Below are 19773 nucleotides of genomic sequence, written 5' to 3'. Positions count from 1 at the left end.
AAAAAAACGGAGACATTCGATGACCAGACTTTCGAACCAACTGATCGGCGCCAGCGTGCTGAGCCTGAGCTTGAACTTGATAGGCAGCACGGCGGCGCTGGCCGCACCCAGTGGCACGGTCGCCTTTCTGATGCCTGACCAGGCATCGACGCGCTATGAACAGCACGACTTTCCCGGCTTCAAGGCCGAGATGGCCAAGCTCTGTCCCGACTGCAAGGTCCTCTACCAGAACGCCAATGCCGACGTCGCGACGCAGCAGCAGCAGTTCAACTCGGTGATCGCGCAAGGCGCGAAGGTGATCGTCCTCGACCCGGTGGACTCCACGGCTGCCGCGTCTCTGGTTCATATGGCGCAGGGCCAGGGTATCAAGGTGATCGCCTATGACCGGCCCGTGCCTTCAACGCCGGCCAACTACTACGTGTCGTTCGACAACGAAGGTATAGGCAAGTCCATCGCGCAGTCGCTCGTCCAGCACCTGAAAGACACGGGCGTACCGACAGCCAAGGGCGGTGTGCTCGAGGTCAACGGTTCCCCGACCGACGCGGCTGCGGGGCTAATCAAGAAGGGCATCCACGCCGGCTTGGCGGGCAGCGGCTACAAGACGCTGGCCGAGTACGACACGCCGGACTGGGCGCCGCCGAAGGCCCAGCAGTGGGTCAGCGGGCAGATCACGCGTTTCGGGTCGCAGATTGTGGGTGTCGTGGCCGCCAACGACGGCACGGGCGGCGGGGCCGTCGCGGCCTTCAAGGCAGCCGGCGTCAACCCGGTGCCGCCAGTGACCGGCAATGACGCGACGCTTGCGGGACTCCAGTTGATCATCGCGGGCGACGAGTACAACACGATCCTGAAGCCGAGCGAGATCGTCGCGGCCGCAGCGGCGAAGGTGGCTGTCGGCTTCCTGTCGGGCCAATCCCCGAAGGCTGAAACGACGCTCTTCAACACACCGTCGCAGCTCTTCAAGCCGGCGGTCATCACGGCGAAGAACCTCAAGGCGGAGGTCGTCGACAAGGGGTTCGCGAGCGCCAAGGAGCTGTGCACCGACCGCTATGCCGACGGGTGCAAGAAACTGGGCATCACGAACTGAACCGGCGCGAACTGGTCCGGCAGCGATGCTGGACGGGATCCGGCTCGTGCCGGGTCCATCCACTTTTAACGAGGTATCCGTCCCATGACTGACAACTCCACAACCCGGTCCACGCGCGGCGAACTGGTGCTCAGCCTGCGCAGCGTCTCGAAGCACTTCGGAGCGGTCTCGGCCCTGACGGACATCGAGCTCGACGTGCACGCCGGCGAAGTGGTCGCCCTGGTGGGCGACAACGGGGCCGGAAAATCAACGTTGGTGAAGGTGCTCGCCGGCGTCCATCAACCCAGCACCGGCACGATCACTTTCGGCGGCAAGGAGGTCACGCTGTCCAATCCGGCCGCGGCGCTCGATCTCGGCATCGCCACGGTGTTCCAGGACCTTGCTCTGTGCGAAAACCTCGATGTCGTCGCGAACATCTACCTCGGGCGCGAGCTGAATCCGCTGCGTCTCGACGAGGTCGCCATGGAGGTCAAGGCCTGGACGCTGCTGAACGAGCTGTCAGCCCGCATTCCGAGCGTGCGCGACGTGGTCGCCTCGCTGTCGGGCGGGCAGCGCCAGACCGTGGCGATCGCCCGCTCGCTGCTGCTCGACCCAAAGCTGATCATGCTCGATGAGCCGACGGCGGCGCTGGGCGTGGCCCAGACCGCCGAGGTGCTGAACCTGATCGAGCGGGTGCGCGACCGCGGTCACGCGGTGATCATGATCAGCCACAACATGGAGGACGTGCGCGCCGTGGCGGACCGGATCGTAGTGCTGCGGCTCGGCCGCAATAACGGCGTTTTCTATCCCGACTCCTCGAATCAAGAGCTGGTCGCGGCGATCACCGGCGCCACCGAGAACGCGGTGTCGCGCCGCGCCGGCCGCCGCCAGGCCGAACAGAGCGCCTAGACCCAAGGAACGATCATGAGCAATGAAATGCAAGGCGCCCCGCAACGCGAAACGCAAGACCCGCCGCCGTCCACGCTGCTCGACCGGGGCGATGTCCGCGTCAAGCACGCCGCCGGAGTCGGCGGCGCCGTTTCCGCCTTCGTCGAACGGGTGCGCTCGGGCGACCTGGGATCTTTGCCGGTCATCGCGGGCCTGATCATCATCTGGACCGTGTTCACCAGCCTGAACCCGGTGTTCCTCTCGGCCAACAACCTGGTGAATTTGCTATTCGACTGCTCGACGGTCGGCGTGATCTCGCTGGGCATTGTCTGCGTGCTGATGGTCGGGCAGATCGACCTGTCAGTGGGTTCGATGAGCGGCTTCGCGTCGGCCCTGGTAGGTATGCTCTGGGTCAATCACGGCTGGCCGGTGTTGCTCGCCATTGTCGTTGCCATCGCGGTGGGCGCGCTGGTCGGCGCCCTATACGCGCTGCTGCTCAACCGGCTCGGCATGCCGAGCTTCGTCGCGACGCTGGCAGGGCTGCTCGCGATTCTAGGGATGCAGTTATACGTCCTGGGCGCCACCGGGTCGATCAACTTGCCCTACGACTCGACGCTGGTGAACCTCGGCCAACTCATCATCATCCCCGCCGCCGTTTCATATCTCCTCGCGCTGGCGTCGGGCGCCGTGATGATGCTGCTCGGGTTGCGCACGCGTGAGCGCCGCCGGGCGTCCAATCTCTCTGCGCCCTCGGTGGGTAGCTTGCTCGTGCGCAGCCTTGCCATCACCGTGCTTTTGGAGCTTGTAGTTGCCTACCTTAACCAGGGACGAGGCGTGCCTCTGATGTTCGGTGTATTCCTTGGCCTCGCGGTCGCGATGGACTATGCGCTCAAGAGGACGCGATGGGGCCGGTCGATGAACGCGGTCGGCGGCAACCACGAGGCCGCGAGGCGCGCAGGCATCAATGTCAGTGCCATCTACACCAGCGCCTTTGTGCTGTGCGCCAGTTTCGCCGCGCTCGGCGGCGTGCTGACTGCGGCACGCCTTGCCTCGGCCAGCCAGCAGGCCGGCAGCGGCGACGTGAACCTGAACGCCATTGCAGCGGCGGTGATCGGCGGGACCAGCCTCTTCGGCGGCCGCGGCAGCGCGTATTCGGCGGTGCTGGGGATTATCGTGATCCAGTCGATTGCTAGCGGCCTGACGCTGCTGAACCTGTCGTCGTCGCTGCGCTTCATGATTACCGGCGCGGTGCTGGCGATCGCGGTGATCGTCGACTCGCTCGCCCGCCAGTCTCGCGTCTCGCATGGCCGTGCGTAATTTACAGCAACTTAGGATTACAAAATGACTGACATGATGAAGGGAAAGGTCGCCGCCATCACGGGCGCAGCATCGGGTATCGGCCTTGAGTGCGCGCGCACACTGCTGGCGGAAGGTGCGAAGGTCGTTCTGATCGACCGCGCCGAGGACAGGCTCGCCCAACTCTGCGCGGAACTGGGGCCAAACGCCTCGCCACTGACCGTGGATCTGCTGCAGCCGGCGGAAGTTTCCGCACTGTTGCCAAAGATCCTGGACCTCGCCGGCGGCCTCGATATCTTCCATGCCAATGCCGGCGCGTACGTGGGCGGTGACGTGCTGGACGGAAATCCGGACGAGTGGGATCGCATGTTGAACCTCAACATCAACGCCGCGTTCCGATCGGTCCACGCCGTGCTGCCGCACATGGTCGCGCAGAAATCGGGCGACATTATTTTCACCAGTTCCATCGCGGGCATCGTCCCCGTCGTGTGGGAGCCGGTCTACACCGCCTCCAAATTCGCGGTGCAGGCCTTCGTCCACACGATCCGGCGCCAGCTCTCCAAACATGGCGTGCGGGTGGGCGCAGTGGCCCCAGGCCCGGTCGTAACAGCGCTGCTTGACGACTGGCCGAAGGCGAAGATGGACGAAGCGCTCGCCTCGGGCAGCCTGATGCAGCCCAAGGAGGTCGCCGACGCGGTACTCTTCATGCTGACGCGGCCGCGCAACGTGACCATCCGCGATCTCGTGATCCTTCCAAACAGCGTTGATCTCTGAAACGCGTGACAGGGGCGAGTCCGGTTTGTACCCGATGCAGTTCGCCTTCTATCAGAAACGCCTTCTATAACAGGCATTGAGCAGGCAGTGAGCCATGACCTTAGAAAACCCGACTTCCCTAGCGACAGACAGCACACGCGATGTGCGTTATGTCGTCGGCGTGGACGTGGGCACGGGCAGCGCCCGGGCCGGAATCTTCGATCTTGCCGGCCGCATGATGGCCTCGGCCAAGCGCGACATTACCCTGTTCCATGCAAGCGGCTCCATCGTCGAACAGTCGAGCAGCGAGATCTGGAACGCCGTCTGCCAATCCGTGAAGGACGCGCTGTCGCAGGCCGCGGTATCGCCCGATCAGGTCGCGGGTATCGGGTTCGACGCCACCTGCTCGCTCGTCGTGCTGGGTGAGGGCGGACGGCCGTTGCCCGTGGGGCCCTCCGACCAGGCCGAACGCGACATCATCGTCTGGATGGATCACCGCGCCGTGGCGCAGGCGGAGCGCATCAACGCCACGGGCCACGAGGTGCTGAAATTTGTCGGCGGCAAGATCTCGCCGGAAATGGAGACACCGAAACTGCTGTGGCTCCTTGAGAACAGGCCGAGCGTCTTCGCGGCGGCATGGCAGTTCTTCGATCTGACCGACTTCCTGACCTGGCGTGCGACCGGGGATCTGTCCCGCTCTACCTGCACGGTCACCTGCAAATGGACCTATCTGGCGCACGAACGGCGCTGGGACGAAAGTTACTTCCGCAGCGTCGGTCTCGGTGTGCTGGCGGACGAGGCGTTTGCGCGCATCGGCCAGTCTGTTGTCGACCCGGGAACGCCGTTGGGGAGCGGGCTAACAGCGCATGCGGCCGCCGAGCTCGGCCTGCGAGCCGGTACGCCGGTCGCAACAGGCGCGATCGATGCCCATGCCGGCGGAATAGGCACGGTTGGCGCCGATGGTGACCCCGAGTCCAACCTCGCGTACGTCTTCGGCACCTCATCGTGCACGATGACCACGACCCGGAGTCCGGTCTTCGTACCCGGCGTGTGGGGACCTTATTTTTCGGCGATGGTGCCGGATGCATGGCTCAACGAGGGTGGGCAATCGGTGGCGGGCGCCGCGATCGAACAACTCCTTTCGATGCATCCCGCGACGCCCGATGCCCGAGAACAAGCGGAGCAAGCGGGCCAATCCCTGGCCGTCATGCTCGCCGGTCTCGCGGTGGAGACGGCAGACAGTTTGTCGGGGGCCGTGTTGTTGGCCAAGGGCTTGCATATTGTTCCGGAGTTCCTGGGCAACCGTGCGCCGCTGGCCGACCCCCACGCACGAGCCGTGATTGCGGGCCTTGGAATGGAGAATGACCTGAATAGTCTGGTCGCGCTTTACGTTGCCGGCATCTGCAGTATCGGTTACGGCCTTCGCCAGATCATCGAAGCGCAGACCCTGGCCGGCGCCCCGATCGAGCGGGTGGTCATCAGCGGCGGCGCGGGGCGGCTCGATCTTGTTCGGCAACTGCTCGCCGACGCAACGGGAAAGCCCGTGCTTGCCACGCAGGCGGAAGAGCCCGTCCTGCTGGGCGCCGCGATGCTGGGTGGCGTGGCCGGCGGCCTGTTCGACAACGTGCGCTCGGCGATGACCACGATGTCGCACATCAGCAAGACCTACGAGCCGGACGCAGGCAACATAGCGGCACTGCACGAGGCGCGGTATCGCGCTTTCAAGCAGTTGCAGAGCGTGGCCAGGGAAATCCGATAGGCTCACGCGTTAGGCTCACGCGTTAGACCCACGATTCGTGCCGGCAATGCATAGCACCACCTCGCAGCTTCGCATCTGGGCCGCCGTGCATTGCCAATGCGGCGCCATTACCTCGCTCCAATCAATTTTCGGATTGCCCGGAAAACAATAGGCTCCGACGTTTCACCCCAGCTATCGCAAGCGCCCCGAATGCTCTTGCTCGGCTTCGCCGCCAGGCGCTTCAACAATGCCTTCGCTCGTTGATCCAGTCTCGGATCGCCTAGATCCAACGCTTCAAATTCCTCTTCTACCCTAGACCCCGACTTGTCGTTTACGTGTACCCGAAATTCGAGAGTAAATGCGAGTCCGTCATCGTTTACACAACCCCTGGCATCGCAATTCCTGCAACGTACCTGTCTTACGTGCTTCGGTACGAGTTTGCGACTTCTGTGTAACGAGATGGGTTGACAGGGGACCTCTCCAAAGACAAACTCGGCAAGCATTTTAAAGCGCTTATGCGGTTACAACGTGCATCGCACGAGCCGTTCTCATTTGTCCAGCAGGAGCGTCATTATGAAGTTCATTTCTATAAAAATCCTTAAGCAAGCCATTGTTGCAATCGCGTATACGATGGCGTTATCGAGTGCTTTCGCGGCTACCATTTTCAATGCAACCACTACGGTTCAAGTTAGCGGCAAGGTTCAGTCAGTCAACACGAATACGCGTACTGTTACCGTTATTAACGACGCGGGGATCAGGGAGTCGTTCCAGGTCGGCGCGAATGTGCAGGGCCTCGATAAACTGAAGGCCGGTACCAAAGTAGTCGGCAGTGCAAACCGATCGGTTCGTCTCACTGTACTGGATTCATCCCCGCCTGTTGTTCCGCCTTCGCCCAATGGCGACCAGACCATCGCGCGCGTAGCGCATGTCGATAACCAAAACGGCTTTATCACTTTGGTCGATACAACCGGCGCGTCGTTTATCGTACAGACAAATCCGCCTGAGGCGTCCGCTTCGGTCATTCCGGGCACACGCGTTTTGGTCGACCTGATCAGCGCTGCTCCGGCAGCTCAATAAGCAGGGCAATTGCATGAAACGTGGCGTGTGGGGTTCTTTTGCTGCGCAAGGGTTTCTGATTCCGCTCGCCGCTTGGGATTTGGAGCCAGGGTTCGTGATCTTTACGATGGTTCCGGAGAGCTCATTGCGTTATACGCAACTTTCACCTATTCATTGAGCAACGCGCCGGGAAGCCCATAACCAAAGGCGTTCCGTACAAAGGTCGGTCAGAAGCCAGGCTGAAGGTCTCCAAAACGAGCGTTCATAAGTCATTGATTATTCAAGACTCAGTTGACTTGTGTATAACGCAATGCGCTAAACCCTCCCGCGAGGATGCCAGTCGACGAGAGGTCGGAAAAAATCCTCGCAGTGCATATGTCTCATTTCGCGACAGGTACGGTCGCCGCCGCGCGATCAAGCGTCCGATTCTGCGACAGTGGTCGAATTCCCAAATCGGCCGGGGCTGCTACCAATCCACTCAATTCCTTTTGTCCGTCAGGCGCCAAGGGCCCGTTCTGAAGGAGTGCGTGTCATCGGCATGGAGATTGCATAAACGAAAGCGATAAAAACGCGTTGGAAGAACTGGCATGCCTGCCCGTACCATCCAAGGCCGGCAAGTTCCCATGCAAGCCACGATAAGGAGACGAAACGTGAAAGCTGCCGTGCTGCATCAGTACGATGAATCATTGAGCCGTGACGAGTTCGTGCGTTATGAGGAGGTCCCTGATCCGAAGATCGGGCGGCCCACCGACGTGATCGTGCGGATTGGCGGTGCGGGTGTCTGCCGCACGGACCTGCACGTTGTCGAAGGCATTTGGCGCAGCAAGGTCGACGTGGTCTTGCCGTACATCATGGGCCACGAAAACGCCGGCTGGGTCGAGGCGGTCGGCTCGGCCGTCGAGAGCGTCAAGGTGGGCGACGCGGTGATCTGCCATCCGCTCGTGACAAGCGGTTACTGCCTGGCGTGCCGGCGCGGCGACGACATGCATTCAACCGACAGCAGTTTCCCGGGCATCAATGCCAATGGCGGTTATGCCGAATACCTCCTGACCGGCGAACGGTCGCTGATCAAGCTGCCCAAGTCGCTGGCGCCCAAGGATGTCGCGCCTTATACCGATGCCGGATTAACCGCTTACCGTGCTGCCAAGAAGGCGTCGCGCCACTTGCTACCCGGCCAGTTCGCCGTCGTGATCGGCGCCGGCGGCCTGGGGCATATCGGCATCCAGGTATTGAAGGCCCTTTGCGCTGCCGAAATCATCGTGGTCGACCGCTCGGAAACCGCGTTGCAACTGGCTAAGGAATGCGGTGCGGATCATACGGTCAAGGGCGGCGGCGACGAAGTGCAAAGCGTGCTCGAGTTGACCAGCGGTAATGGCGCAGAGGCGGTCATCGACTTTGTCGGCGAAGGTGACGCGGTCGCCAACGGCCTTGCGATGACGCGCAACGCGGGGTTCTATTACATCGTCGGTTATGGCGGGAAGATCGAGTTGCCGACTATCGACATGATCACCAGCGAGAAAACCATTGTCGGCAATCTGGTCGGCACCTATCCCGAGCTGGTCGAGTTGATGGCGCTGGCCGATCGTGGACTCGTTCATCTGGCGACGAAGGAATACCGTTTGAGCGAGGCGAACCAGGCGCTCAAGGACCTGCATCACGGCAAGGTAAGGGGCCGCGCGGTGCTGATTCCATAACGATGGATCCGACCAGGGTGAGCGCCGTGTCGCCGCAGCAAAATCCAATGCCGATTCCCGAACGCGTGCGCCTGGTCATTGCATTGACCGAGGTGAATTCCCGTTACCTGCGCGGCGAAAATCGCTGCGCGGGCGCCGAGATCGAGTTGGCATGCGCGCTGGCGTGCGAGAAGCGCGAAGGCGCCACGCCCGACCGGACGCGGGACATTGTGCAATTGCGGGCGCGGCTGGACGCATCGGAAAACGAGTTGCTGGCTATTGAAGCCGAGCGTGACTGGCTTGAGAACGAGCTGGCGAATTTCGACACAACCGAGTCCGGCAGGAAACCCGGAGATCTGCAATGAATCGAATTCCGGTCACTGTTCTTACCGGGTTTCTCGGCGCAGGCAAAACCACGCTGCTCAATCGCATACTGCGCGAGCAGCACGGCCGGCGTTACGCGGTGATCGTCAACGAATACGGCGAACTCGGTATCGACGGTGGCCTGGTGGTGGGCGCTGAAGACGAGGTAATCGAGCTCAATAACGGCTGCGTATGCTGCAAGGTGCGCGGCGACCTGATTCGCGTGGTCTCGGGACTAATCAAGCGCAAGGGCGGCTTCGATGGCATCCTGATCGAGATGTCGGGATTGGCGGACCCCGCACCGGTGGTTCAGACATTCTTTGTCGATGATCTCATCCGTCAGCGCACCCGGCTCGACAGCGTGATCTGCGTGGCCGATGCGTTGCACCTGAAAGCGTGTCTCGCCGACAGCCGTGAGGCCGCGGAGCAACTGGCGCAGGCAGATATCGTACTGCTTAACAAGACCGATCTTGTCGATGCAACGGGTCTGGCCTCGGCAGAGGCGGCCATATGCGGAATCAACCCGACAGCGGAGTTGGTGCGCAGTGTCCGCTGCGCGGTGCCATTGGCTTCACTACTCGATCGAGGTGCGTTCGATCTCAAGCGCCTGCATCTCGCCAACTCAGTCGAGGATACAGATGAGCCGGCCCCTGATGAACGGCCCTTTCGCCATATATCCGTTGGTCCCGGACGTCATAGCCATGGCATAGATTGCGTGTCGCTGCGCGTCGAGAAGCCTCTGGAACGCAGCCGCTTCCTTTCGTGGCTGCAGCAACTGGTGGTCGAGCAAGGCCAGGATCTGTTGAGAGCCAAGGGGATCGTTGACCTGGCGGGATCGGATCGCCGCTTCGTGTTCCAGGGGGTACATATGACCATGGATACGGATTTCGACCGGCCGTGGCGACTGGACGAAGTACGCGATAGCAGGCTGGTGTTTATCGGCCGCAATCTCGACAGGCGTGGATTGCGGGAGAGTATCGGGCACTGCAAGACCGACCCATGAATGCGCCGCCGTCTTTGATCGAATTGCTTGGGGCCCGTTGGGTGACGGAGGCTCCCGTTGTCGCGCTTGCTTGGGATGTTGCGGGACTCCAGGCGGGATTTGCGCTGGGTGACGGCACCGTGGCGCTCGCGACCGGTGAGTGGCCTGGCGGCCCGGCGCTCAAGCCACGGCAGAGTGGTGGCGTCGAGTTCGTGCAGGCACGGGAACCCCCGGCGCCAGTGGCTCGCTTCAGTGTGCATGACGGCACCTGCCTGGCACTTGCCGCCGATCCTGAAGGAGGTTTTCTCAGCGGTGGGGACGACGGCCGGCTGGTCCATCTGAAGGCGGACGGCACGAGCGATATCCTCGTCGATGTCAACGGTGAGTGGATCGATCTCGTGGCAACGAGCGCGGGCGGTCGGGCCTATGCAACCGGCCGCCGGGTTCACTGGATGGGAGCCAAGCCGGCGAGCCTCGCGCTAGCGGGTTCGGCAACCGCTCTTGCTTTCAACACCACCGGCGATCAGTTGGCGATCGCACATCACGGCGGAGTCACGTTATGGCCGATGGACACCCATGTTCCCCGCTTGTTGGGATGGCCCGGCTATCACCGAAGCGTTGCATGGAGTCGCGACGGCCGCTATGTCGTGAGCGGCATGGAGGAGAACGCTCTGCACGGATGGCGGTTGCCGGACGGCGACGACATAGAGATGGGCGGTTATCCCGGGCAACCCAGGTCGCTATCGTTTTCGGCGGACGGCCGGGTGCTGGTCACGAGCGGTGGTTTGCGGGCGGTTTGCTGGCGATTCGACCCGCCCGGCAGCGACGGCCAGCCGCGGGAATGCGGCATTGCGGGTAAGGCCCCGGTCACTCAGGTGGCTTGCCATCCGACCCATCCGCTGATTGCCGTTGGTTATCACAATGGCGCGGTACTGCTGTGCCAGCCGGGCGGCACTGATGTTCTATTCGTCAAAGGGGCTGACGGCAGTCCTGTCAGTGCCATTGCCTGGTCGCCCGATGGCGGACGGCTGGCAATGGGTACGGAGGCCGGTGAGATCGGCCTGGTGTCGTTGCCGGAGGCGCTGTTTCATTTTGGCAGTCCGCTGTGAAGGGGCGCGCAACACTCATTACATAAAGACGGAGACAACCATGACTAGTGAACATCTCTCAAAGGATCAGTTCTTCGAGCGGCTTGGAGCGATTGGCGACGAAATGATCGCAGCTTACGGCAAGGACTTTGCGATGGGGGCCCTAGTTCTCGCCGCGCGTTTCATCGCCGAAAGGAAGCCGAATGGTGATGACACGCAGAGCGTCATCTATACGGGCGACAAGCGCGGATGTCTAGGGTTGTAGGTGGTCGTGTATCGAGGCTCAAGGTTAGTCGATCTGGCGTCGATGCCGCGGCAGGTGAATGGCGAAGGCTGCAACCAAGACCGTCTTTTCTGTATTCATATAAATGATTCGTCATCCTTATTGATAAGAGGATTGCACAGTGCTTCTGCTTCGTTGCCATACATCTTCTGAACAGCAGCTCGTGGCGGCCAGCGGCGTCCCAATATCGGACAGGTCCGCTGAATGCGAATGTCGCATAACAAAACAGAATTCGGCGCCGGCGTCCTGCGCAAATGAGGCTATATACCGCACAGCCTTATGAGGCGGAACATGAGCCTCGTTGGCACGCTAATCGCTCTACGAGTACAGATCAAGACCCAAGTGTCGATGATCCGAAGTACAAGAAAAAAGACAGGAGGCATGGATCGTGAAGACTAGACCGGAACACCAGTCTGTTCAGCATTCACGCACCAATTTTTGTTCGCGACCGTGACCTCTGGCCCGTGTTGTTGATTGTTGACTCTGGCCGTAGCATCAATCGGCCCCTGCCCGTAACGCCGCCCTATGACGATGAAATACGACGTTGAAATACGACGGTGACTCGTGAAATGAAAAAAGGAGAGCTCAATGTCTGATGGATTAACCCTCAACAAGATCACGTCTCAGCGCGGGATCAGCATCGGCGAGGCGGCACGCCGTGTCGCCGATCTCGGTTGGACGCCCAGTTACGTTCAGGAAGCGATGACCTTCCCGACGGACTACAAGATCAGCAAGGCGCCGCGCGACCCGATGAAACAGGTGCTGCGCTCCTATTTTCCGATGCAGGAGGAGAAGGATAACCGCGTCTACGGTGCGCTTGACGCGGCGTTGCGCGGCGACATGTTCCGCAACGTCCAGCCGCGTTGGGTCGAGTGGATGAAGCTGTTCCTCGCGATCATTCCGTTCCCGGAAATCTCGGCGGCGCGCTCGATGGCGATGCTCGGCCGCCTCGCACCCGGTGAAGAACTGCGCACAGGCTTCACCATGCAGATGGTCGACGAGTTCCGGCACTCGACCATCCAGATGAACCTCAAGAAGTGGTACATGGAGAACTATATCGACCCGGCCGGGTTCGATATAACGGAGGCGGCATTCGGCAAGTGCTATGCGACCACGATTGGTCGTCAGTTTGCCGAAGGGTTCCTCACGGGTGACGCCGTCACCGCGGCGAACGTGTTCCTGCAAGTGGTCGCGGAAACGGCGTTCACCAACACGCTGTTTGTCGCCATGCCGTCGGAAGCCGCGCGCAACGGCGACTATGCGTTGCCGACCGTGTTCCTCTCGGTGCAGTCCGACGAAAGCCGGCATATCGGCAATGGCCATTCGCTGGTGATGTCGGTCATCAATGATCCGGACAATCATCTTTTGCTGGAGCGTGACCTTCGCTACGCCTTCTGGCAAAACCACGCCATTGTCGATGCGGCAATCGGTACATTCATTGAATACGGCACCACCGACCGGGACAAGAACAAGGAATCGTACGCCGAGTTGTGGCACCGGTGGATCTATGAGGATTACTACCGTACGTACATGCTGCCGCTGGAGAAATACGGCATCAAGATTCACCACGATGACGTTGCGGCTGCCTGGGACCGACTGGTCAAGAAGAATTACGTCCATAAGGTCGCACAGTTCTTCTCCGTGGGCTGGCCGGTCAACTTCTGGCGTATCGAGGCGCAGACCGAAAAGGACTTCGAGTGGTTCGAGCACAAGTACCCGGGGTGGTACGCCGAGTTCGGCGACTACTGGAAGTGGTACGCGAAGAAGAGCGTGCCTGGCGAAACCAACATGCTGTTCGACCAGGAGAACGGTTATGTGTACCCGCACCGCTGCTGGAGTTGCCTGGTGCCGTGCCTGATCCGGGAAGACTTCGTGGTCGACGAAGTGGACGGGCAGCTGTACACCTATTGCTCGGAGTTGTGCCACTGGACCCACAAGGTAGCGTTCGCCTCGGAATACGAAGGGCGGCCGACGCCGGCCATGGGGCGCTTCAGCGGACGCCGCGAGTGGGAGGAGTGCTACCACGGCTGGGATCTGGCCGATTGCATCAAGGATCTCGGTTTTGTGCGCAGCGACGGCAAGACGCTGGTGCCGCAACCGCATCTGCGGTTCGACGACCGCAACATGTGGACGCTCGACCATGTTCGCGGCAACATCATCCAGAGCCCGATCGTTCTGCTGCGGGGAATGACGCCGGAGCAGCGCGAGAAGCACATCGCTGAGTATCGAGCTGGATTCAAGATCAATCCGGTGAACTGACGAAGCGATGTCGTCCGGGAGTCATTGAGTGAATAAAGCTCCCGGACGAATCAGGAGGGCACGATGAGCAGCACGACCGATACGCAATGGAAGAGGGATGCCATGCCGGAAACAATCGACTACCAGACGGTTCATATAGTGCGATTCGAGCCTGTCGGCGTCGAGATGGAGGTCGCGGAGGGTGAGACCGTGCTGGATGCCGCGTTCCGCCAGGGCATCTCGGTGATGCACGGATGCAAGGAAGGACAATGCAGCAGTTGCAAGTCCCTGTTGATCGAGGGCGACGTCGAGTTGAAGAAGTACTCAACCTTCGCGCTGCCCGACTATGAGCGTGAGACGAATCACATCTTGCTGTGCAGGACGCTCGCCTTCAGTGACCTGACGGTGGAACTGCTGAACTACGACGAAGACCTGATGCGCCGCTCAATTGCGGTGAAGGAATTCGGGGCAACGCTGACGAAGATCAGCGCGCTGACGCACGACATCAGGCTGCTCGAAGTGGAACTGGACCAGCCCCTGCGGTTCTGGGCCGGCCAGTACGTTGACCTGACCATTCCGGGACTGGACATCACGCGGTCGTTCTCCATGGCGAGCGTACCAAGCGAGCCAGGGGGCCAGACGAGCCTCGCGTTCATTATCAAGAAATACCCCACTGGTGCTTTCTCTTCTCAGCTCGACGACGGCCTCAAGCCCGGTGACCGGCTGGTGGCGAAGGGGCCGTACGGCACCTGTTTCCGGCGAGAGGAGCAGCCGGGGCCCATGGTGCTGGTGGGCGGCGGTTCTGGAATGTCTCCCTTGTGGTCGATCCTCAACGATCTTGTCCAGAGCGGCGAGCAAAGGCCGGTACGTTTCTTCTACGGCGCCCGTACCCGTCGTGACTTGTTCTATCTCGACGACTTCGCCGAACTCACGGAGAAACTGCACGACTTCCGCTTTATCCCGGCGCTTTCGCATGCTGAAGCCGGCGACGACTGGACCGGCGAGACGGGCTTCATTCACGAGGTACTCGGACGGACCTTGCGCGAGGAAGCGCTTGCCGGCGAGATCGACGCTTATACGTGTGGTCCGACACCCATGATCGACGCGGTGATGCCCGTACTGCAAATGGCCGGCGTTTCGCCCGAGCGGCTTTATTTCGACAAATTTACCCAGGCCGTCCGCTGACCGGCCCATCGCAGGGCTGCAGACCCGAAGTTCCGATAACTGAAAGACGAAGGAGGATCGACATGAGCACCACGATAGAGCAACCGGCACCGCTTGCATCAGGCGCGGCCGGCGCGGCCCAGTTCGCTGGCTGGGACAGTCGCAAGTACAACTACTTCGAGCCCAAGGGGCGCAAGGCGTCCCACTACGAGGACATGACCGTCGACGTTCAGCCGGACCCGAAGCGCTACTTGCTGCAGGACTGGATCATCTCGTTCGCCGACGGCACGCCGACCTATTCGGAAACATGGAGCGCAGCCAAATGCACGGACTGGCACAAGTTCCGCGCGGTCGATGAGGAATGGGAGCGTACTCATTATCAACGCCAGTCGACGATCATCGGCATGATCAGCAGCGCTATCAGCAATGCCCGGCGCTCGGGCGCGGTAAAGCGTTTCGACAAGGCGTGGCTCAAGGTGCTGGAGCAGCATCTTGGCGCCTACAAGCATGCAGAGTTTGGTCTGGGTACCGCGACCATGCACGCGCAGCGCTACGGCGTGACGCAGATGATCAACAGCGCCATCCTCACGAATGCATCGTACAAGCTGCGTTTTGCGCAGGACCTGACGCTGTACCTGGGAGAAGTCGCACTGGACGCGCCGAATCTCGACCTCGACGCCGGCAAGTCACACTGGCTGAACGATCCGATCTGGCAGGAAACGCGCCGGGCAGTGGAGGCTATTGGCGGCGCAACCGACTTCCTCGAAAAGTACTTCGCGGTGAACGTGGTCTTCGAGCCTCTGGTGGCAGACCTGTTTCGCAGCGGTTTCATCATGCAGATGGCCGCGTCGCAAAACGACTTCCTGACGCCGACGGTAGTTTCCGCGGCCGAGGGCGACTATGAGCGCAACCTGGCTAACGCAGTGGAACTGTTTCACATGCTTGCCAACGACCCGAAGCATGGGGACGCCAATCGAAAATTGTTCGGCGAATGGCTGGAAAAGCACGGCGCCCTTGCATCCGAAGCGGCGAAGCACTTGCAACCGATCTGGTCGATTCCGCATGTGAAGGTGGTGCAATTCAACGACAGCCTGAACAGTTCGATAGAGCGCGCCGAAATGATCGCTCGCGAGATCGGCATTCATTTTCCACTGTCGATCCGGGCCTGAATCATCCCTTGGTGATCCTTTGTCAATCCGTTTGTAATCCGAGCTAACCGGGAAGAGGAGTACACGATGTCAGTGCATACCGACAACATCTTCAAGTCGATGAAGGACGTTCGTTTCGAGCAGACCATTTCTCATCAGTGCGGCGTCACCATGAACGATAGCGTCGAGGCACGCGCTATTGCGGATTTAATGGCGCAAAAGCCCGGCATCAAGGTGACCTACCTGCCCGCGATGATCCGTATAGACGGGCAGGGGAAGATCGAGTTCAAGATGAGTGAGATCAGTGAATCGCTTGGCCGCGAAATGACCCCGCATCTGTTCGAGATTTCCACCTCGACCCATTACGGGCGGATGGTGATGGTCGATGACGACACCGTCGTGCTGTTCGGCAATATGGACGACGCCATGGCTTACGAGTGACCCCTGGCCCTACCGTACCGCCACTCGCGACCGCCATTGCATGACCTTTGCGTGACATGTTGCCGGTCGCTTTTCGTACAACCATGGAGACAATGTCATGTATCGAACCACGGACGGTGAAGAGATTTTCATTATCGACGGGCACGTTCATCTTTGGGACGGCAGCAAGGCCAACCTGAAGAATGTGCACGGCCAGCAGTTCATCGACTGCTTCTATGCCTATCATTCGAACCTGAGTCCCAAAGAGTATTTGTGGCCCAAGGAGAAGTTCGACAAGTATGGCGAGGAAGCCATGTACAACGACCTGTTCGTCACAGGGTACGACGACATGGCGATCTGTCAGCCGACGTACCTGACGGACTTCTACAAGAACGGCTTCAACACCACCGAATCCAACTATGTGTTGAAGGGGAAATACCCGCATCGGTTTATCGTCAACGGCGCGTTCGACCCACGCGACGGCGAGGCCGGGCTCGATCGCCTGGACGAGTTGTCCGAGCGCTACAAGATCCAGGGCGTCAAGCTCTATACCGCTGAATGGCGCGGCGACAGCAAAGGCTACAAGCTGTCGGACCCGGGCGTACAGAGATACTTCGAACGCTGCGAAAAGCTGGGCATCAAGAACATCCACGTCCACAAGGGCCCGACAATCCTGCCGCTCAACCGCGACGCCTTCGATGTTGCTGACGTCGACGACGCAGCGACGAGCTTCCAGAACCTTAACTTCATTGTCGAGCACTGCGGCTTGCCGCGCCTGGACGATTTCTGCTGGATCGCGACCCAGGAAACCAACGTGTATGGCGGCCTCGCGGTGGTGCTGCCGTTCATTCACACGCGCCCGGAATATTTCGCTCATGTGATTTCGGAGCTGCTTTTCTGGATCGGCGAAGACAAGATCCTGTATGGCAGCGACTACGGTATCTGGTCGCCGAAGTGGCTGATCGAGAAGTTCATGGCGTTTGAGCTGCCTGAATCCGTCAGCAAGGAGACCGGCGTTCAACTGTCCCTGACAGCGAAGAAGAAAATCCTTGGGCTCAACGCGGCGCGGTTGTATGGAGTCGATATAGAAGCCCAGAAGAAGCTGCTGGCTGACACGCGCCAGACGGCCACGGTATGACCATCATGCGAGCCGAAGCGACGGTTAAGCGGACCGCGGAGGTGTGGGCGCGGCTCGGATCTGTTATCGACCCCGAGCTCGACGAATCGGTGACGGAACTGGGGTTCGTCACCAGCGTAGAGGTCGATAACGGCGGAGCGGTTCGCATCGATTTCAGATTGCCGACCTATTGGTGCGCCGCGAATTTCGCGTTCCTGATGGCTGACGACATGCGTATTGCCGTCGCGGCCTTGCCGTGGGTCAAGAAGGTCACGGTGGGCCTGGGCGAACACATGTATGCCGACGAGATCAATCGCGGAGTCGCGGCCGGGCTGTCGTTCCAGGCTACTTTCGGCAGTGAGGCCAGCGGTGAACTGGAGGAAGTTCGCCGGACCTTCATGGTCAAGGCTTTCCAGCGAAGGCAGGAAGCGCTCCTGACGTATCTGCTTGATCACGGGCATGAGTCGGCAGTGCTGCTGCGCCTGAGCGTGCCGGAACTTGCCGCGCTGCCTTGCGATGCCGCAGGCCGTCGGCTGGTCGTTCGCTATCTGGAACGACGCCCGGTCGTCGGATCGCATGCTGATGAACTGGCCTTCGTCGACCAGGATGGCGCATTGCTCGATGCCGGCCAGATCCACGCTTACCTGCGCGCCTTGCGACGGGTTGGCGTCAACGCCGAATTCAACAGTGCGCTGTGCCGCGGTTTGCTGGCGACCCGATACGGCGTGGAATGCGTACCTCAAGTGGAGATCAAACCGGTGCATTTCGTTCGTTCCATCGATGTGGCCAGATCAACTTAAAATGGTTTGTTATCCGAACCAATCATAAAAGGAGACACGCAATCATGCCGAATATCATGTTGCACGACGATGAGGCCCGCATGGCGCTCGGCCGCGGAGTAGCCAAGCTCGCCAAGGCGGTACGTGGCACGCTCGGCCCGCGTGGGATGAATGCGATCATCGACCGGCCGATCGGCACGCCGATCATCTCCCGCGACGGCGTGAGCATCGCCAATGAGATCGAACTGGAGGACGTGTTCGAAAACATCGGCGCGCAGGTCGTCAGGGAGGTATCGAAGCAGACCAATGAAGTCGCCGGCGACGGCACCACGACGGCGACCGTCCTGGCCGATGCACTGGTGCAGGACGGCCTTGCCTGTCTCGCGGACGGGGCCAACCCGGTCGAGCTGGTCCAGGGCCTGGAGGCCGCTGTGACAGAAGTAATCGCGGCGCTCAAACGCACAGCGACTCCGCTGCGCGGAAGCGAGGAGGTGCGTGCCGTTGCCATCGTGGCCGCCAACGACGAGGTCACGGGCGCAATGGTGGCCGAAGCGCTGGAGCGGGTCGGTCCTGATGGCATCGTCGACGTCGAATATGGAACGACGGTCGAAACGCGCCTGGAAGTGGTCGATGGCATGGCCTTCGATCGTGGCTACCTGTCTCACCACATGGTCACGGACCTCGAAAGAATGCAGGTGGTGCTCGATAACCCGCTCATTCTGATGACCGATCAGCGGCTGCAGTCGGTGGAAGAGGTGGCAGCCATCCAGGCGCTCATAGCCGACAGCAAGCGCCCGCTGTTGATCATTGCCGAAGAGGTTGCGCCCGCCTGCGTGGTGAGCCTGCTCGCCTGGCGAGACAACGGCGGGGTCCCCGTGGCGGCTATCCATCCGCCTGAATACGGGCATTGGCGCAAGGCGATGCTGGAGGATATCGCCATCGTTACAGGAGGCCGGGTGATCGCCCGCGACCTCGGTGGAAAACTCGAGACCGCGGAACTGCGGGATCTCGGCAGCGCCCGGCAAGTACGCATTTCAGCAAACCAGACCATCATTACGGCCGGTGGCGGCGATCCGGTCGGCGTCGTTGCGCGTCGCCAGCAGGTGGCACGCCAGTATGAGATGGCGCCGGAAAATGTTGAACGGGACAAGTTCCAGGTGCGCCTCGCCAAGCTATCCGGGGGTACCGCAATGATCCTCGCCGGCGGGGCCACACCGGTTGAACAGAAGCGCCGGCTTCATTTGATCGAGGATGCGATCAACGCGGCGCGCGCGGCTATTGCCGAGGGAGTCGTACCCGGAGGAGGAATGGCGTTGCTGCGGGTCTCCTCCGAACTTGAAGGGATCGTTTCACGAACCCAGGGAAGTGTCCAGCAGGGCGCGAGACTGCTGCAGCGGGCCCTGACGAAACCGCTGTTTCACATCGCGACGAACTGCGGCCTGAACGGCGAGGCGATCGTGGCTGAGGCCGTGCGATCAAGACCGGGCATGGGACTCGACGCACGCACGGGCGCCTTCGTGAACCTGATAGAGGCGGGCATTATCGATCCGGTGAAGGTCAGCTATAGCGCGGTGCGCAATGCCGCGTCGGTTGCAGGATTGATCCTGACCACCCAGACCTTGATTGCCAAGAAGCCGGAGACGATCGATCCCACGGCTGGCCCTGCGCTTGGCGGTGGCGCTGAATTGTTCGGCCGGAAATAATCGTGGTGTACCCGGTTGCCA

Annotated in this window: 19 protein-coding genes; 18 read left to right on the top strand and 1 reads right to left on the bottom strand. The window is 60.9% G+C overall.

Features of this window, described 5'->3' with window-relative positions; all coding sequences use genetic code 11:
* Positions 1-19 precede the first annotated feature (19 nt).
* From ACSQ8V_RS25285 to ACSQ8V_RS25265, 5 genes are all read left to right on the top strand, one after another.
* Positions 20-1084, top strand: coding sequence for an ABC transporter substrate-binding protein (locus ACSQ8V_RS25285; protein WP_436207523.1), 1065 nt, complete (start codon positions 20-22; stop codon positions 1082-1084).
* An 84-nt stretch (positions 1085-1168) separates the two neighbouring features.
* Positions 1169-1972, top strand: coding sequence for an ATP-binding cassette domain-containing protein (locus tag ACSQ8V_RS25280; protein ID WP_213765386.1), 804 nt, complete (start codon positions 1169-1171; stop codon positions 1970-1972).
* A gap of 15 nt (positions 1973-1987) precedes the next feature.
* The gene (locus tag ACSQ8V_RS25275) at positions 1988-3268 is read left to right on the top strand and encodes a sugar ABC transporter permease (protein ID WP_436207522.1); all 1281 of its coding nucleotides are present in this window, start codon (positions 1988-1990) and stop codon (positions 3266-3268) included.
* Between the two features lie 24 nt (positions 3269-3292).
* Positions 3293-4021, top strand: coding sequence for an SDR family oxidoreductase (locus tag ACSQ8V_RS25270; RefSeq protein ID WP_213765384.1), 729 nt, complete (start codon positions 3293-3295; stop codon positions 4019-4021).
* A gap of 94 nt (positions 4022-4115) precedes the next feature.
* Entirely contained in the window at positions 4116-5759 is a 1644-nt protein-coding gene (locus ACSQ8V_RS25265) for an FGGY-family carbohydrate kinase (protein WP_213765383.1), read from the top strand.
* A 107-nt stretch (positions 5760-5866) separates the two neighbouring features.
* On the opposite strand, the gene ACSQ8V_RS25260 is transcribed toward ACSQ8V_RS25265, so the two are convergent.
* Positions 5867-6241, bottom strand: coding sequence for an IS4/Tn5 family transposase DNA-binding protein (locus ACSQ8V_RS25260; protein WP_255631448.1), 375 nt, complete (start codon positions 6239-6241; stop codon positions 5867-5869).
* Positions 6242-6311: 70 nt separating this feature from the next.
* Between ACSQ8V_RS25260 and ACSQ8V_RS25255 the strand changes: the two genes are divergently transcribed.
* The 13 genes from ACSQ8V_RS25255 to ACSQ8V_RS25195 all read left to right on the top strand — a co-directional run bounded on the left by ACSQ8V_RS25255 (position 6312) and on the right by ACSQ8V_RS25195 (position 19752).
* Complete coding sequence (locus ACSQ8V_RS25255) at positions 6312-6815, top strand: hypothetical protein (protein ID WP_436207521.1); 504 nt, start codon at positions 6312-6314, stop codon at positions 6813-6815.
* Positions 6816-7444: 629 nt separating this feature from the next.
* Positions 7445-8488 carry an NAD(P)-dependent alcohol dehydrogenase gene (locus tag ACSQ8V_RS25250; protein WP_213765380.1) on the top strand — a complete coding sequence of 348 codons (1044 nt, stop codon included), beginning with the start codon at positions 7445-7447 and terminating at the stop codon, positions 8486-8488.
* A 47-nt stretch (positions 8489-8535) separates the two neighbouring features.
* The gene (locus tag ACSQ8V_RS25245) at positions 8536-8832 is read left to right on the top strand and encodes a hypothetical protein (RefSeq protein ID WP_218627317.1); all 297 of its coding nucleotides are present in this window, start codon (positions 8536-8538) and stop codon (positions 8830-8832) included.
* Positions 8829-9833 (top strand): CobW family GTP-binding protein, encoded by a 1005-nt coding sequence (locus ACSQ8V_RS25240; RefSeq protein ID WP_436207520.1) that lies wholly within the window; start codon positions 8829-8831, stop codon positions 9831-9833. The genes ACSQ8V_RS25245 and ACSQ8V_RS25240 overlap by 4 nt, the downstream gene beginning before the upstream one ends.
* Positions 9830-10921, top strand: coding sequence for a WD40 repeat domain-containing protein (locus ACSQ8V_RS25235; protein ID WP_436207519.1), 1092 nt, complete (start codon positions 9830-9832; stop codon positions 10919-10921). The genes ACSQ8V_RS25240 and ACSQ8V_RS25235 overlap by 4 nt, the downstream gene beginning before the upstream one ends.
* A 40-nt stretch (positions 10922-10961) precedes the next feature.
* Positions 10962-11165, top strand: a complete 204-nt coding sequence (locus ACSQ8V_RS25230; RefSeq protein ID WP_436207518.1) for a hypothetical protein — start codon at positions 10962-10964, stop codon at positions 11163-11165.
* A 606-nt stretch (positions 11166-11771) separates the two neighbouring features.
* Positions 11772-13442, top strand: a complete 1671-nt coding sequence (locus tag ACSQ8V_RS25225; RefSeq protein WP_213765375.1) for an aromatic/alkene/methane monooxygenase hydroxylase/oxygenase subunit alpha — start codon at positions 11772-11774, stop codon at positions 13440-13442.
* A gap of 102 nt (positions 13443-13544) precedes the next feature.
* Complete coding sequence (locus ACSQ8V_RS25220; RefSeq protein WP_436208005.1) at positions 13545-14606, top strand: FAD-binding oxidoreductase; 1062 nt, start codon at positions 13545-13547, stop codon at positions 14604-14606.
* A gap of 62 nt (positions 14607-14668) precedes the next feature.
* Positions 14669-15754: a toluene hydroxylase gene (locus ACSQ8V_RS25215; protein WP_436207517.1), complete on the top strand. Its 1086-nt coding sequence runs from the start codon at positions 14669-14671 to the stop codon at positions 15752-15754.
* Between the two features lie 66 nt (positions 15755-15820).
* Positions 15821-16174, top strand: coding sequence for an MmoB/DmpM family protein (locus tag ACSQ8V_RS25210; RefSeq protein WP_213765373.1), 354 nt, complete (start codon positions 15821-15823; stop codon positions 16172-16174).
* Between the two features lie 97 nt (positions 16175-16271).
* Positions 16272-17291, top strand: coding sequence for an amidohydrolase family protein (locus ACSQ8V_RS25205; protein WP_436184399.1), 1020 nt, complete (start codon positions 16272-16274; stop codon positions 17289-17291).
* Positions 17288-18070: a metal-sulfur cluster assembly factor gene (locus ACSQ8V_RS25200; protein ID WP_436207516.1), complete on the top strand. Its 783-nt coding sequence runs from the start codon at positions 17288-17290 to the stop codon at positions 18068-18070. Before ACSQ8V_RS25205 ends, ACSQ8V_RS25200 begins: the two co-directional genes overlap by 4 nt.
* Positions 18071-18114: 44 nt before the next feature.
* Complete coding sequence (locus ACSQ8V_RS25195; protein WP_436184397.1) at positions 18115-19752, top strand: molecular chaperone GroEL; 1638 nt, start codon at positions 18115-18117, stop codon at positions 19750-19752.
* The last annotated feature ends 21 nt before the right edge of the window (positions 19753-19773 follow it).

This window comes from Caballeronia sp. LjRoot31 (assembly GCF_964253885.1).
In the GTDB taxonomy this organism is placed as follows: domain Bacteria; phylum Pseudomonadota; class Gammaproteobacteria; order Burkholderiales; family Burkholderiaceae; genus Caballeronia.
Note: the sequence above shows the minus strand (reverse complement) of the source record. Positions and strands in the feature narration are given on the sequence as shown.

Bases quoted from the DNA above. Each gene is read 5' to 3' on its own strand.
- ACSQ8V_RS25285 (WP_436207523.1), top strand. From the start codon at position 20: ATGACCAGACTTTCGAACCAACTGATCGGCGCCAGCGTGCTGAGCCTG.
- ACSQ8V_RS25280 (WP_213765386.1), top strand. From the start codon at position 1,169: ATGACTGACAACTCCACAACCCGGTCCACGCGCGGCGAACTGGTGCTC.
- ACSQ8V_RS25275 (WP_436207522.1), top strand. From the start codon at position 1,988: ATGAGCAATGAAATGCAAGGCGCCCCGCAACGCGAAACGCAAGACCCG.
- ACSQ8V_RS25270 (WP_213765384.1), top strand. From the start codon at position 3,293: ATGACTGACATGATGAAGGGAAAGGTCGCCGCCATCACGGGCGCAGCA.
- ACSQ8V_RS25265 (WP_213765383.1), top strand. From the start codon at position 4,116: ATGACCTTAGAAAACCCGACTTCCCTAGCGACAGACAGCACACGCGAT.
- ACSQ8V_RS25260 (WP_255631448.1), bottom strand. From the start codon at position 6,241: ATGCTTGCCGAGTTTGTCTTTGGAGAGGTCCCCTGTCAACCCATCTCG.
- ACSQ8V_RS25255 (WP_436207521.1), top strand. From the start codon at position 6,312: ATGAAGTTCATTTCTATAAAAATCCTTAAGCAAGCCATTGTTGCAATC.
- ACSQ8V_RS25245 (WP_218627317.1), top strand. From the start codon at position 8,536: ATGCCGATTCCCGAACGCGTGCGCCTGGTCATTGCATTGACCGAGGTG.
- ACSQ8V_RS25240 (WP_436207520.1), top strand. From the start codon at position 8,829: ATGAATCGAATTCCGGTCACTGTTCTTACCGGGTTTCTCGGCGCAGGC.
- ACSQ8V_RS25235 (WP_436207519.1), top strand. From the start codon at position 9,830: ATGAATGCGCCGCCGTCTTTGATCGAATTGCTTGGGGCCCGTTGGGTG.
- ACSQ8V_RS25230 (WP_436207518.1), top strand. From the start codon at position 10,962: ATGACTAGTGAACATCTCTCAAAGGATCAGTTCTTCGAGCGGCTTGGA.
- ACSQ8V_RS25225 (WP_213765375.1), top strand. From the start codon at position 11,772: ATGTCTGATGGATTAACCCTCAACAAGATCACGTCTCAGCGCGGGATC.
- ACSQ8V_RS25220 (WP_436208005.1), top strand. From the start codon at position 13,545: ATGCCGGAAACAATCGACTACCAGACGGTTCATATAGTGCGATTCGAG.
- ACSQ8V_RS25215 (WP_436207517.1), top strand. From the start codon at position 14,669: ATGAGCACCACGATAGAGCAACCGGCACCGCTTGCATCAGGCGCGGCC.
- ACSQ8V_RS25210 (WP_213765373.1), top strand. From the start codon at position 15,821: ATGTCAGTGCATACCGACAACATCTTCAAGTCGATGAAGGACGTTCGT.
- ACSQ8V_RS25205 (WP_436184399.1), top strand. From the start codon at position 16,272: ATGTATCGAACCACGGACGGTGAAGAGATTTTCATTATCGACGGGCAC.
- ACSQ8V_RS25200 (WP_436207516.1), top strand. From the start codon at position 17,288: ATGACCATCATGCGAGCCGAAGCGACGGTTAAGCGGACCGCGGAGGTG.
- ACSQ8V_RS25195 (WP_436184397.1), top strand. From the start codon at position 18,115: ATGCCGAATATCATGTTGCACGACGATGAGGCCCGCATGGCGCTCGGC.